This is a genomic window from Brevundimonas sp., assembly GCF_965227765.1.
Lineage (GTDB): Bacteria > Pseudomonadota > Alphaproteobacteria > Caulobacterales > Caulobacteraceae > Brevundimonas.
In genome coordinates, this window is the sequence record NZ_OZ245778.1 from 1,239,124 (window position 1) to 1,252,922 (window position 13,799).

General features: G+C 67.8%; 9 protein-coding genes and 2 tRNA genes. 7 read left to right on the forward strand and 4 right to left on the reverse strand.

From position 1 onward, the window contains the following. Positions 1-64: 64 nt before the first annotated feature. Entirely contained in the window at positions 65-1,771 is a 1,707-nt protein-coding gene (metG, locus tag ACO05L_RS05930; RefSeq protein WP_421731251.1) for a methionine--tRNA ligase, read from the forward strand. A 4-nt stretch (positions 1,772-1,775) separates the two neighbouring features. Here metG and ACO05L_RS05935 read toward each other — a convergent pair whose 3' ends face one another. The 3 genes from ACO05L_RS05935 to rlmB all read right to left on the reverse strand — a co-directional run bounded on the left by ACO05L_RS05935 (position 1,776) and on the right by rlmB (position 3,869). Continuing rightward, on the reverse strand, positions 1,776-2,108 hold the full coding sequence (locus ACO05L_RS05935) for a rhodanese-like domain-containing protein (protein WP_421731252.1): 333 nt from the start codon (positions 2,106-2,108) through the stop codon (positions 1,776-1,778). Next, on the reverse strand, positions 2,105-2,914 hold the full coding sequence (locus ACO05L_RS05940) for a TerC family protein (protein WP_421731253.1): 810 nt from the start codon (positions 2,912-2,914) through the stop codon (positions 2,105-2,107). Before ACO05L_RS05940 ends, ACO05L_RS05935 begins: the two co-directional genes overlap by 4 nt. A 61-nt stretch (positions 2,915-2,975) precedes the next feature. Beyond that, positions 2,976-3,869: a 23S rRNA (guanosine(2251)-2'-O)-methyltransferase RlmB gene (rlmB, locus tag ACO05L_RS05945; protein ID WP_421731254.1), complete on the reverse strand. Its 894-nt coding sequence runs from the start codon at positions 3,867-3,869 to the stop codon at positions 2,976-2,978. Between the two features lie 145 nt (positions 3,870-4,014). Between rlmB and ACO05L_RS05950 the strand changes: the two genes are divergently transcribed. From ACO05L_RS05950 to ACO05L_RS05965, 4 genes are all read left to right on the forward strand, one after another. After that, a tRNA-Tyr gene (locus ACO05L_RS05950) sits at positions 4,015-4,098 on the forward strand. A gap of 95 nt (positions 4,099-4,193) precedes the next feature. Then, positions 4,194-4,267 (forward strand) — tRNA-Gly (locus ACO05L_RS05955). A gap of 52 nt (positions 4,268-4,319) precedes the next feature. Then, the gene (gene tuf / locus ACO05L_RS05960; RefSeq protein WP_421728755.1) at positions 4,320-5,510 is read left to right on the forward strand and encodes an elongation factor Tu; all 1,191 of its coding nucleotides are present in this window, start codon (positions 4,320-4,322) and stop codon (positions 5,508-5,510) included. A gap of 165 nt (positions 5,511-5,675) precedes the next feature. Beyond that, positions 5,676-7,280, forward strand: coding sequence for a carboxylesterase/lipase family protein (locus ACO05L_RS05965; protein WP_421731255.1), 1,605 nt, complete (start codon positions 5,676-5,678; stop codon positions 7,278-7,280). Here the strand turns inward: ACO05L_RS05965 and ACO05L_RS05970 are convergent. Further along, entirely contained in the window at positions 7,277-8,410 is a 1,134-nt protein-coding gene (locus ACO05L_RS05970; RefSeq protein ID WP_421731256.1) for a L,D-transpeptidase family protein, read from the reverse strand. The genes ACO05L_RS05965 and ACO05L_RS05970 overlap by 4 nt on opposite strands. Before the next feature lie 228 nt (positions 8,411-8,638). Between ACO05L_RS05970 and ACO05L_RS05975 the strand changes: the two genes are divergently transcribed. After that, entirely contained in the window at positions 8,639-11,179 is a 2,541-nt protein-coding gene (locus ACO05L_RS05975; RefSeq protein ID WP_421731257.1) for a glycoside hydrolase family 3 N-terminal domain-containing protein, read from the forward strand. A gap of 334 nt (positions 11,180-11,513) precedes the next feature. Then, complete coding sequence (locus tag ACO05L_RS05980) at positions 11,514-13,799, forward strand: beta-glucosidase (RefSeq protein WP_421731258.1); 2,286 nt, start codon at positions 11,514-11,516, stop codon at positions 13,797-13,799.

The window sequence follows — 13,799 nt, forward strand, 5'->3', positions numbered from 1 at the left end:
CGACGCCTTTGCCGTCCGGCCTTCGTCACTCTATATCCACCGCTTCCCTGACGACCGGATTCCCATGTCTCGCATTCTGATCACCTCGGCCCTGCCGTACATCAACGGCATCAAGCATCTGGGGAATCTGGCGGGCTCGATGCTGCCGGCCGACGTCTGGGCGCGGTTCAAGCGGGGGCAGGGCAACGATGTCCTCTATATCTGCGCCACCGACGAGCATGGCACCCCGGCCGAGTTGGCCGCCGCCGCCGCCGGTCAGGACGTCCGCACCTATTGCGACGAGCAGCACGAGATCCAGCGGGCCGCGGGCGAAGCCTTTGGCCTGAGCTTCGACCATTTCGGCCGGTCGTCGAATGCGCCGAACCAGCGCCTGACCCAGCATTTCGCCGAGGCGCTGGAGAAGAACGGCCTGATCGAGGAGCGGGTGGACCAGATGGTCTATTCGGTCGATGACGCCCGCTTCCTGCCCGACCGCTATGTCGAGGGGACCTGCCCGCACTGCGCCTATGAAAAGGCGCGCGGCGACCAGTGCGACAACTGTGGCCGCCTGCTGGACCCGACCGACCTGATCAATCCCTATTCGTCGGTCTCGGGCAGCCGCAATATCGAGGTGCGCGACACCCGCCACCTCTATCTGCTGCAGACCAAGATCGAGCCCCAAATCCGCGCCTGGGTCGAATCCAAATCCGACTGGCAGACCCTGGCCAAGTCCATCGCCTTCAAACACCTGGACGAAGGCCTGATCGACCGGGGCATCACCCGCGACCTGGCCTGGGGCGTGCCGGTGGTCGGCCCCGACGGCGGACCGCGTCCGGGCATGGAGGGCAAGGTCTTCTACGTCTGGTTCGACGCCCCCATTGAATACATCGGCGCGACCGAGGAGTGGGCGCAGAAGAACGGCACGACCTGGCGCGACTGGTGGCGTCTGGACGAAGGCGCCGACGACGTGCGCTACGTCCAGTTCATGGGCAAGGACAACGTCGCCTTCCACACCGTCAGCTTCCCCGCGACCATCATCGGCTCGGGCGAGCCCTGGAAGACGGTGGATCAGCTCAAGGCCTTCAACTGGCTGAACTGGTACGGCGGCAAGTTCTCGACCTCCCAGAAGCGCGGCGTCTTCATGGACCAGGCGCTGGAGCTGCTGCCCGCCGATTACTGGCGCTGGCACCTCACCGCCTATGGCCCCGAGGGCTCGGACGCGGCCTTCACCTGGGAACAGTTCCAGTCGACGACGAACAAGGATCTGGCCGACGTGCTGGGCAACTTCGTCAACCGCATCGTCAAGTTCACGGAATCCAAGTTCGACGGCGTGGTGCCAGACGCGGGCGAACCCGGCCCCCTGGAAGCCAAGCTGGCCGAGGACATCGCCGCCGGTATCGCCGAGGCCACGGCCCAGTTCGAGGCGATGGAGTTCCGAAAGGCCGCCGTCGCCCTGCGCGCCACCTGGGTGCTGGGCAACGAGTACCTGCAGGAAGCCGCGCCTTGGACCGCGTTCAAGACCGATGTCGAACGCTCGGCCGTGGGCGTGCGCACAGGCCTGAACCTGGTCGCCTTGTTCGCCCGGCTGGCGGCGCCGGTCATGCCTTTCAGCGCCGAGAAGATCGCGGCCTCGGTGGGCGCATCGGACCTGTCATGGCCGGCGGCGGGTGAGGACGTGCTCAACGCCCTGCCCATCGGTCAGAAGGTTCAGGCCGCCGAGGTCCTGTTCAAGAAGATCGAGGATGTCCAGGTCGCCGAATGGACCGAGCGCTTCGGCGGCGCCGAGGCTTAAGCCTCTAGCCCTGTAGGATCGGCAGTCCGGCCGCGTGCCAGGCCTGGATGCCGCCGGTCATGTTGACGACCGCCTGGCCGTCCGGGCCGGTCGGACCGACGAAGCCGCAGACCTGGGCGCTGCGTCCGCCCTTCAGGCACTGGACGATGATGGTCTTGCCCGCCGGGAAGGTCAGCGTCTGCCAGACGGCGGGCATCTCGCTCAGCGGCGCAAAGACGGCGCCGTCGATGCGGGCGGCCGCGAACTCGTCGGCTTCGCGCACGTCGATCAGCACAGCCTCATCCGCCGTCAGCAGGGCATGGGCCTCTTCGACCGTGATCGCGGCGACGGGGCTCAATGTCCCGCTCCGGCCGGGGCCGCGCCCATTGGAGCGCCATGCGCGCCGCCCTTGGTTCCGCGCAGGTATTTGGCCGCATCCTCATCCGAGATGTCGAGGAAGGCGGGGGCCGAGGCGTTGAACGCCTCCATCCGGTCGGTGCGGACGATGACCGACCGGGCGCCGTCCCAGATCATGTGCAGGGCGACGTACAGGACGATGACCAGGCCGATATAGCCGATCCAGCGATACTTATTCAGCAGCTTGGCGATGAAGGTCGCGGCCAGGCCCATCAGGGCGATGGACAGGATCAGGCCGAACACCATGATCCAGGGATGGTCGTGGGCGGCGCCGGCGACGGCCAGGACATTGTCCAGCGACATGGTCACGTCGGCGATCATGATCTGCAGCAGGGCGGCGCCGAAGGTCTTGCGCTTCAGGCCCAGTTCCTCGGGCGACGGGCCGGTGCCGTGCTCGATCTGGGCGGCCAGTTCCAGTTCGGCCTGGGCCTCGGCCTGGTCGTGGGTCGCCGCCTCGCGCAGTTCGCGCCACATCTTCCAGCAGACCCACAGCAGCAGGACGCCGCCGGCCAGCAACAGGCCTACGATGGCCAGAAGCTGGACGGTGATCAGGGCGAACCCGATCCTCAGCACCACCGCCGCCGCCAGCCCCACCAGGATCGCCTTGCGCCGCTGTTCGGCGGGCAGGGCGGCTGCGGCCAGGCCCACGGCGACGGCGTTGTCGCCGGCCAGGACCAGGTCGATCATCAGCACCTGGCCGAGGGCGGCCAACTGACTGGCGAGAAGGGGCGTGATCAGGGATTCCATGATCGGTCTCTAGCGAGGCGGCGGGGATGCGCCAAGACGGTTCGTGCGACGATTTGGCGCCCTATTTCGTCGAGCCCTGCTTCTGGGTGGCGACATAGAGGGCGACGGCGGCGGCGTTGGAGACGTTCAGGCTTTCGAAGCCGCCCGGCATGGGGATCTTGGCCAGGACATCGCAATGTTCGGCCACCAGGCGGCGGATGCCGTCGCCTTCGGATCCCATGACCAGCACGGTCGGGCGACCGTCCAGGGCGGTTTCCAACGTCTCTTCCGACGATCCGTCCAGACCCACGGCGCGCCAGCCCAAGTCGGCCAGTCGCTCAAGCGCGCGGCTCAGGTTCGTCACCCGCGCGCAGGGCAGGCGCTCGGTGGCGCCGGCAGACGCCTTGGCCAGGGCGCCGGCGAGGGCGGGCGAATGCCGGTCCTGCACCACGATGCCCCGTGCGCCGAAAGCGAGCGCCGAGCGGAAGATGGCGCCGACGTTCTGAGGATCGGTCAGCTGGTCCAGCATGACGATGACGCCTTCGGCCGGATCGGCGATCTCGTCCAGGGGCACGCCGTCCAGGGGCGTAACCTTGAAGGCCAGGCCCTGGTGGACGGCGCCGACGGGCAGCATCCGCTCCAGAAGCTGAGAATCAATCACCTCGATCTTGTGGCCGTGATTCAGTTTGTCGCGCTCAAGCTCGGCGGCGCGATCCTCGGTGGCCAGCAGCCGCCCCATGCCTTTTCGAGCCGGATTGGCCAGTGCGGCCAGCACCGGATGACGGCCCCAGACAAAATTGTCTGCGCCTTCCTTGGCGCGCGCCGGAGCGCGAGGCCCTGAATCTGCGAAGCTTTTTTCCTTGGGGTTCGGGTTCCACCCGCCCTTTCGAGGCATATCTGGCCCGCCTGGACCCTTGGCGCCGAAGACAGGCTTTTTGCCTGGTTTCCGGTCGTTGCGTTCTGGATTTCTCGACACTATAAGACGCCCTCCGATTTGGAGCCCTAGGGCTTTCGGGTCTGGCGCCCCCTCTATCTCAGGCGTGTCAGGATACCGAAGGCTTTTGTCGTGATGACGGTGGAAACATCGAAATCACTTGGTCTGGACGGTTCGAGAACGCGCTGGGGGAATGTCCCGAGTGGCAAAGGGGGGGGACTGTAAATCCCCTGCGTAAGCTTCGTAGGTTCGAGTCCTACTTCCCCCACCACGCGCTTTCGAAACGAGGATCGGGTCCCTATATCGGTTCGGCGGTCGAGGCCCCGCTCAGTCCTTCGGGATCGTGCGGGCTGAGGCCGTCTCCGTGCGGGTATAGTACAATGGTAGTACAGCAGCCTTCCAAGCTGAATATGTCGGTTCGATTCCGTCTACCCGCTCCAGGTTTTTGATTGCACACAGCGCCCCTCAACCCGGGCCATCAGGAGTTTGGCCATGGCCAAGGAAAAGTTCGAACGCACCAAGCCGCATTGCAACATCGGCACGATCGGTCACGTTGACCACGGCAAGACGACGCTGACGGCGGCGATCACGATGACCCTGGCCAAGGCCGGTGGCGCCAAGGCCATGGCCTATGCCGACATCGACGCGGCTCCGGAAGAAAAAGCCCGCGGCATCACGATCAACACCGCGCACGTGGAATATGAGACGGCCAACCGTCACTACGCCCACGTCGACTGCCCCGGCCACGCCGACTATGTGAAGAACATGATCACCGGCGCCGCCCAGATGGACGGCGCGATCCTGGTGGTGTCGGCCGCCGACGGCCCGATGCCCCAGACCCGCGAGCACATCCTGCTGGCCCGTCAGGTCGGCGTGCCCGCCCTGGTCGTGTTCATGAACAAGGTCGACCTGGTCGACGACGCCGAGCTGCTCGAGCTGGTCGAAATGGAAGTGCGCGAGCTGCTTTCGTCCTACCAGTTCCCGGGCGACGACATTCCGATCACCATGGGTTCGGCCAAGGCCGCGACCGACGGCGTGAACCCGGAAATCGGCGAACAGCGCGTTCTGGCCCTGATGGAAACCGTCGACGCCTACATCCCGCAACCGGAACGCCCGGTCGACCTGCCCTTCCTGATGCCGGTCGAAGACGTCTTCTCGATCTCGGGCCGCGGCACCGTGGTCACGGGTCGCGTCGAAAAGGGTATCGTCAAGGTCGGTGAAGAAGTCGAAATCGTCGGCATCCGTCCGGTCCAGAAGACGACCTGCACGGGCGTCGAAATGTTCCGCAAGCTGCTGGACCAGGGCCAGGCTGGCGACAACGTCGGCGTGCTGCTGCGCGGCACCAAGCGTGAAGACGTCGAGCGCGGCCAGGTTCTGTGCAAGCCCGGCTCGATCACGCCCCACACCAAGTTCGTCGCCGAAGCCTACATCCTGACCAAGGAAGAAGGCGGCCGTCACACGCCGTTCTTCACGAACTATCGCCCTCAGTTCTACTTCCGCACCACGGACGTGACCGGCATCGTTCACCTGAAGGAAGGTGTCGAGATGATCATGCCCGGCGACAACGCCGAGCTGAACGTCGAGCTGATCACGCCCATCGCCATGGACCAGGGCCTGCGCTTCGCCATTCGCGAAGGCGGCCGGACCGTCGGCGCCGGCGTCGTGGCCAAGATCACGGAATAGTCGAGGGCGCTACGCTCACGACGCGGTCGCTCGCTACCTGAGCGCACACCGTGACTGATGATACAGACCGGCCCCGGAGAGCGATCTCCGGGGCCGTTTTGCGTCCGGGGGGCAGTGGTGAAGAGGCCCTCTATTTTCGGCCGTGATCCGAGGGCAATAAGGGGCATGCGTCTTTTCTCCCTGTGCCTTCTGCTGTTGCTGTCCGCCTGCGCCACACATCCGGGCAAGGTCTTCCCGGTCCGCTTCGCCTCCGACGCCCAGCGCGTATTGGCGACGACGCGGGAGGGGACCCTTCGCGGCGTTCAGGGGGCGGGCGTCACAGCCTTCCTCGGCGTGCCCTTCGCCGCGCCGCCCGTGGGCGAGCGTCGGTGGCGGGCCCCGGCCCCGGTGGCGTCATGGGAGGGCGTGCGCGACGCCTCGCGGACCGGATCGGACTGCACCCAGGCGCTGGGGCGGCACGCGGTGCTGGGCGGCGGCGGCGGGATCGTGGTGGGCTCCGAAGACTGTCTGTACCTGAACATCTACGCCCCGGCGGCGCAGACGAGCGGGCCCAGGCCCGTGATGGTCTATCTGCACGGCGGCGCCTTCACCATCGGCTCGGGCGCCAATTACGATCCCTCGCGACTGGCCAGGGAACAGGACCGGATCGTCGTCACGGTCAATTCGCGGCTCGGCGCCCTGGGCTGGCTGGCCCATCCGGGTTTCGAGGCCGATGGCGATGGACGCGGCGGCAACTGGGGCCTGATGGACCAGCAGGCGGCGCTGCGCTGGGTTCAGTACAATATCGCAGCCTTCGGCGGCTATCCCGGCGACGTGACCCTGTTCGCCGAAAGCTCCGGCGCCTGGAGCGCCTGTTCGTTGATGGCCTCGCCTGGATCGGAAGGGTTGTGGAGCCGGTTGATCCTGCAGAGCGGCCCGTGTCTTGAACCGACCTCTGTCAACGCGGTGGACGCGGCGGTTCTGGCCGGACCCGGTTTTGCGGCGTCTGTGGGATGCGAGGGCGACGACGCCGTGGCCTGCCTGCGCGCCACCTCGAACCGGCGGATCGCCCGCGCGGCCTCTACGCGCAGCGGCCTGAACGGGCCGGGGTCCTGGGGGCCGGTGTACGGCGACGCCATGGTTCCGCTGAGCCCGCCCGAGGCCTTCGCCACGGGCGCCTTCGTCAAGACGCCCGTCATCATCGGCTCTAACGCCGACGAGGGTCGGCTGTTTGCGGTCGAGGTCAAGGATATGCACCGCTACAACGACGAGACGCGCTGGATGTACGGGGCCCATGGCGCCGAGGTCATCGAGCGTTATCCGGTCGGGCCGGATGGACCGGGCCTGACCATGGCGCGCAGCTTCACCGACCAGAGGTTCTCGTGCCCGGCCCAGGCGATGCGGCGGCTATTGGCCCGCCATGTGCCGGTTTACGGATATGAGTTCGTGGACCGGGACGCGCCGATGGTCGTGCCCGACTGGCTCTTGCCTTACGACATGGGCGCCTTCCATGCCTCGGAGCTGGTCTATCTGTTCGGCACGCGCTGGGTTTTCGCCGACCCTGCCAAGTTCACACCGGAACAGCGCGCCCTGTCGGAGCGGATGATGACGCTGTGGGCCGGGTTTGGCCACGATCCCGACTTCGACGCGGCATGGCCCCGTTCCGACGCGACCGGCGGGCCGATCCGCATCTTCGACCCGGAGGGCGACCGCATGGACAGCGGTTTCGGCCCGCGTCACCAGTGCGATTTCTGGGACGCGACGATGTTCGGGGCCGTGGAGCCCGACTAGATGAACTTCACGTCCACGCCCGGTTTGACGGCGGCGGCCAGTTGCTCGGCGTCCCAGTTGGTCAGGCGCACACAGCCGTTCGAGGCGGTCTTGCCGATCTCCTGAGGCTCGGGCGTGCCGTGGATGCCATAGGTGTCGCGCGACAGGTCGATCCAGACAGTGCCGACAGGGTTGTTGGGGCCGGGCGCGACGACGAGTTTTTCCTTGCCGTTTCCATAGGTAAGACGGGTTGGATCATAGGTGTAGTCGGGCTCGTTGGCGACGCCGACCACCTTCAGGTCGCCCGAAGGGGCAGGGCGCTCCTCGCTGCCGATGGTGGCCGGATAGACGGCCAGCAGGCGGTTCGATGCGTCGAAGGCGGCGACCGTGCCGTCCGCCTTGCGCACCTCGATCCGCGCCACCTCGGCCGACAGGGGCGCGGTGGCGATGGCCGGCACGACGATGGTCTGGCCCGCCCTCGCGAAATCGACGCCGGGATTGAGGGCTTCGAGCAGGGCCTCGGTGATGTGGAACTTTTCGGCCAGGGCCTCGCGCGCGGTGGCGAAACCCAGCGCCGACAGTTGGGCCTTGGCCTCGGTGGTGTCGGGCAGGGTCCCGATGAAGGGGCCGGCGACGTCCTGGGCCGTGATCTGATAGCCGGACAGCACCGGGCGGTCGTCCGAGCCGATCAGCTTGGCGAAGGTCGCGGCGTCCAGTTCGCCGGTCGCGGTGACGCCGCTGGCGGTCTGGAAGGCCTTCACCGCCCGCTTCATGGCCACGCCGTCCAGTCCGTCGATGGCGCCTGGCGACCAGGGCGAGCGATCCAGCAGGATCTGGGCGCGAATCAGGTCTGCGCGCGGCATGTCGGGCGCAGGTTGGGCAGGGGGCGTGGAGGCGGCCGGCGTCTGGCCGGGCTGCGGCTGCGCCGGAGCAGGAGCCTGGGCTGGGGCTGAGGCTTGAGGCGCGGCGAACACGGCCTGTTCGATGGCCTGAACCGACAGGCCGTTGGCCATCGGTCGCTCGGGCGCAGCGACGATGGCGACGCCCCCATCCGTCGAGATGGGTTCTGGCTCAGGCGACCCGCAGGCCGACAGGGCGGCGCTGAGGGCCAGGGCGGAAACGAGGGCGGGAGAGAAACGCAGTCGATACATGGCAGGCGAGTCCTGGGGCGGCATCCATCAAGGCTTGGCCTTTATGAAGCCGTCGCCGGTGCATCCGTTCCGCTCGGAGCCCCATCCATCGGCCCGACGTGGGGGCAGGTTGTCGCAGGTGATTGCGAAAGGACGAAATGTTGATAACGTTCTCAACAACGGAAACAGCCTGCGGATGACGGCCTCGCGATCAACGACGAGGGCCGAACCGCTCGACAGGAAAACGCCATGCGCACCGCCACATCCCTCCTCGCCCTCGCGCTTGGTCTGTCCATCCCGGCTGTCTCGCTGGCCCAGAATGCCGCTGTGTCGTCGGCGCAATCGGCCATCGCCATCCCGGCGAATGCCAGGGCGCATCCTTCGCTGTGGCCATCGGCGTCGTCGCCGGATGCGATGAGCGATGCGGCGACGGAGGCCTTCGTGGCGCAGTTGCTGTCGAGCCTGACGCTGGAGGAGAAGGTCGGGCAGATGATCCAGGGCGACCTGGCCTCGGTGAAGCCCGAGGATCTGGCCCGCTATCCGCTGGGGTCGATCCTGGCGGGGGGCAACTCGGCGCCCGGCGGCGACGAGCGGGCTCCGGCCCGGGCCTGGGTCGATCTGGCCCAGGCGTTTCGCGCGGCGGCGGCGGCCCGGCCGGGCGCCAAGGTCCCGCTGATCTACGGCATCGACGCCGTGCACGGGCACAACAACGTCGTCGGCGCGACCATCTTTCCCCACAACATCGGCCTGGGCGCGGCGCGCGATCCCGACCTGATCCGGCGCATCGGCGAGGCCACGGCGATGGAGGTGGCGGTGACGGGCGCCGACTGGACCTTCGGCCCGACCCTGGCCGTGCCCCAGGACGACCGCTGGGGCCGCACCTACGAGGGCTATGCCGAGAACCCCGAGGTGCAGCGCAGCTACGCCGGGCCCATGACCCTGGGTCTGCAGGGCGAACTGTCGGCGGATCATCCCCTGGCGCCCGGCCGGATCGCCGGCTCGGCCAAGCATTTCCTGGCCGACGGCGGCACCGCCGGCGGCAAGGACCAGGGCGACTATCAGGGCGACGAACAGGGTCTGATCGACACCCACCTGGGCGGCTATGTCCAGGCCATCGACGCGGGCGTGCTGTCGGTCATGGCCAGTTTCTCGAGCTGGAACGGGGTCAAGCATTCGGGCAATCCGACCATCCTGCGCGACGTGCTGCACGGCCCGCTGGGCTTTGACGGCTTCGTGGTCTCGGACTGGAACGCCCATGGCCAGCTGCCCGGCTGTTCCAACGAGAGCTGCGCCCTGGCGGTCAACGCGGGCATCGACATGCTGATGGCGCCCGACAGCTGGAAGCCCCTGTACGAGAGCACCCTGGCCCAGGCCCGTTCGGGCGAGATCTCCATGGCGCGGATCGACGACGCCGTGACCCGCATCCTGCGCGCCAAGGTCAAGGCCGGGGTCTTCCGCGAGGATCGCCCGGTCGAGGGGCGGCTGGAGATGCTGGGCTCGCCCGAGCACCGCGCCCTGGCCCGCCAGGCGGTGCGCCAATCGCTGGTGCTGCTGAAGAACGAGGGCTCGGTGCTGCCGATCCGGGCCGGCGCGCGTGTGCTGGTGGCGGGCGCGGCCGCCGACGACATCGGCCAGGCGGCGGGCGGCTGGACCCTGACCTGGCAGGGCACGGGCAACGCCAACGCCGACTTCCCCAATGGCCAGTCGATCTGGTCGGGCATCCACGAGGCGGTGACCGAGGCCGGCGGCGCGGCGACGCTGAGCGCCGACGGGAGCTTCACCGACAAGCCGGATGTCGCCATCGTCGTCTTCGGCGAGACCCCCTATGCCGAGTTCCAGGGCGACGTCGACACCCTGGACTTCGTGCCTGAAGGCCCCCTGGCCACGCTCAAGGCCCTGAAGGCGGCGGGGATCCCCACCGTCTCGGTCTTCCTGTCGGGCCGTCCGATGTGGACCAATCCCGAGATCAACGCCTCGGACGCCTTCGTCGCCGCCTGGCTGCCGGGCACCGAGGGCGCAGGCGTCGCCGATGTGCTGATCGGCGATGCCGAGGCCAAGCCGCGCCACGACTTCACCGGAACCCTGTCGTTCAGCTGGCCCAAGACGGCCGAGGGCCAGCCCCTGAACGTCGGCCAGCCCGGCTATGACCCCCAGTTCGCCTATGGCTACGGCCTCAGCTACGCCAAACCGGCCAGCGTCGGCGTGTTGTCCGAGGAGTCGGGCATCACCGGGTCCGCCTCCAACGTCGATCGCTACTTCGCCGACGGGCGCTTCATCGCTCCCTGGTCGTTGATGCTGCGCGATGCAGGCGGTGAGTTCCGCTTGGGCGAAGAACGCGCCGGCCGCTCGCCGCGCGGCGCGGTCTCCATCGCCCCGACCGACGGCGCCGGCCAGGAATCGGCCCGCACCCTGACCTTCACCGGCACAGGCGACGCCGCCACCCAGGCCGTCATCGCCGCCGCCCCCATCGACCTCGTCCGCCAGGCCAATGGCGAGATGGGACTGACCTTCCGCTACCGCGTCGAGGCGCCCGCAGACGGCAAGGTCATGCTCGGCATGGGCGGCGACGGCGATCAGGGACTGGTCGACATCACCTCGATCCTGGCCGCCGCGCCGAGGGGCGAATGGCGTCAGATGAAGGTTCGCCTGTCGTGTCTGCGCGACGCCGGGGCCGACATGTCGGCCGTCTCCCAACCCTTCGTCCTGACCGCCGAAGGCCCGCTGAGCCTGGCTGTGGAGAGCATTCGCCTGGAGGCGAACGAGGCCGACGCGGTCTGTCCGGCAGGATAACCAGCGTTCGATCACGTTCGGTAACCCGGTGCGACATCATGGCCAATTTGTGGTTGAGAACGCTCTCAAGCCATGCTTAGATCAGCATCAGAGGACGCAGATCTTCGGGGCTATGGGAGAGGGGACATAACGGCCTGCGGCCGTCAGCAAAGAGTGCTGTGCTTAACAGATGTCGTGGCTAGCCCGGCAAATGTCGGCTGGCTGACACTGTTCGTACGGTAAAACTTCCAAGCTCTGCCTGGTCTAAAGCCTCCGCGTTGCTCTTTGAGCGGCGGGGCAGGGGGCGCGACCGCGACGCTTCCAACCTTTTTCGCATTTGGATTTCGCCTTCAGAATGATCAAGCTTCGCTCCCTCGTCAGTCTTGCCGCCCTGGCCGCCTCGGGCGTGCTGGCCGTGCCTGCGGCCGTGGGCGCGCAGCCCGTTTCCGGTCCGGCGATCGCCGCTCAGCCTGTAGCGATTCAGCCTGCGGAGGCCCATGCGCGCGCCGCCGCCCTGGTCGCGCGGATGACCCAGACTGAAAAGCTGCAGATGGTCCACGGCTATTTCCCGCCCTGGGCCGACCGGACGCCCGGGGCTCCGGTCGCCGACATGATTCCTTCCGCCGGTCATATCCCCGGCATTCCCCGCCTCGGCATTCCGACGGTGCGCGAGAGCGACGCCAGCCTGGGCGTCGCCAACCAGGTCGAGCAGCGCAAGGGCGACGTCGCCACCGCCCTGCCGTCCAGTCTGGCCACCGCCGCCAGCTTCGATCCGGACATCGCCTTCGACGGCGGGGTCATGATCGGGGCCGAGGCGCGGGCCAAGCGGTTCAACGTCCTGCTGGCCGGCGGGGTCAACCTGACCCGCGACCCGTGGAACGGCCGCAACTTCGAATATCTGGGCGAGGATCCCCTGCTGGCCGGCGTGATGGCTGGCGAGCATATTCGCGGCGTCCAGGCCAACCACATCGTCTCGACGATCAAGCACTTCGCCTTCAACTCGCAAGAGACCGGGCGGATGATCATGGACGCGCGGCTGGACGAGGCGGCTCTGCGCGAAAGCGACCTGCTGGCCTTCCAGATCGCCATCGAGCGCGGGCGTCCCGGCTCGGTCATGTGCGCCTACAACAAGATCAACGGCGACTGGGCCTGCGAGAACGACTTCCTGCTGAACCAGGTGCTGAAGCGCGACTGGGGCTATGCGGGCTGGGTCATGTCCGACTGGGGCGCGGTTCATTCGACTGAGAAGGCCGCCCTGGCCGGGCTGGACCAGGCCTCGGGCCAGGAACTGGACAGCGCCCTGTTCTTCGCCGAGCCCCTGGCCGCCGCCATCACCGCCGGCGGCGTCCCTGCCGCGCGGCTGGACGACATGGTCACCCGCTATCTGGTCGGCCTGATCGAGACCGGCGTGATGGACGCGCCCGTCGTCGAGACGGCCCAGGACATCGACTACGCCACCAACGCCCTGGTCGCCCAGCGCGCGGCCGAGGCGGGCATCGTGCTGCTGAAGAACGAGGGCGAGGTTCTGCCTCTGGCCAAGTCGGCCAGGAGCATCGTCGTCATCGGCGGTCATGCCGATGTCGGCGTCCTGTCGGGTGGCGGGTCGTCCCAGGTCCGTTCGGTCGGCGGCGCGCCGGTCGAGATCCCCCTGACCTCAGGCGCGGCCATGTCCTTTGCCCGTGTGACCTATCACGCATCGTCGCCCCTGGCCGCCATCCGCGCCCTGGCCCCCGACGCGACGGTGACCTTCCTCTCGGGCGATGACGTTCCGGCAGCTGTCGCCGCCGCGCGCTCGGCCGACCTGGCCATCGTCTTCGCCACCCAGTGGACGACCGAGGCCCAGGACGTCGAGACCCTGGCCCTGCCGGACGATCAGGACGCGACCATCGCCGCCGTCGCCGCTGCCAACCGCAAGACGGTCGTCGTGCTGGAAACCGGCGGTCCCGTGCTGATGCCCTGGATCGACGCCGTGCCTGCCGTGGTCCAGGCCTGGTATCCGGGCCAGCGCGGCGGCGAGGCCATCGCCAATATTCTGTTCGGCGAAGTGAACCCATCGGGCCGACTGCCGATCACCTTCCCGCGCTCGGCCGACCAGGCGCCGCGTCCTGAAGTTCCGGGTCTGGAAGCCCTGAAGGCGGTCGACGCCGCTGCAGCCTCCAACCCCGGAGCAGGGCCGGCCGCAGGCCTGCAGCCCTTCGCCGTCGACTATCCCGAGGGCGCCGATGTCGGTTACCGCTGGTACGCTCGCGAGGGCCGCACGCCGCTGTTCCCGTTTGGTCATGGCCTCAGCTACACGACCTTCACCTATGGTCCGGTGAGCGTGTCGGACGGTGACAGTCTGTCGGTCAGTTTCGACGTGACCAATGCGGGCGATCGCGCCGGTTCGGACACTCCCCAGCTCTATGTCGAGGTTCCGCGGAGCCCCCGACGCCTCGCCGGTTTCACCAAGGTGACCCTGGCTCCCGGACAAACGCAACGCGTCACGATCCAGGCGGAGCCGCGCATCCTTGCCGACTACGACACATCCCTGCCGGGCTGGCGCATCGCGGGCGGTTCCTACCGCCTGTCGATCGCCCGCGACGCAGCCGATGACGACCTCACCGCCCAGGCCACGCTGACGGCGGCGACACGACAACCTTGA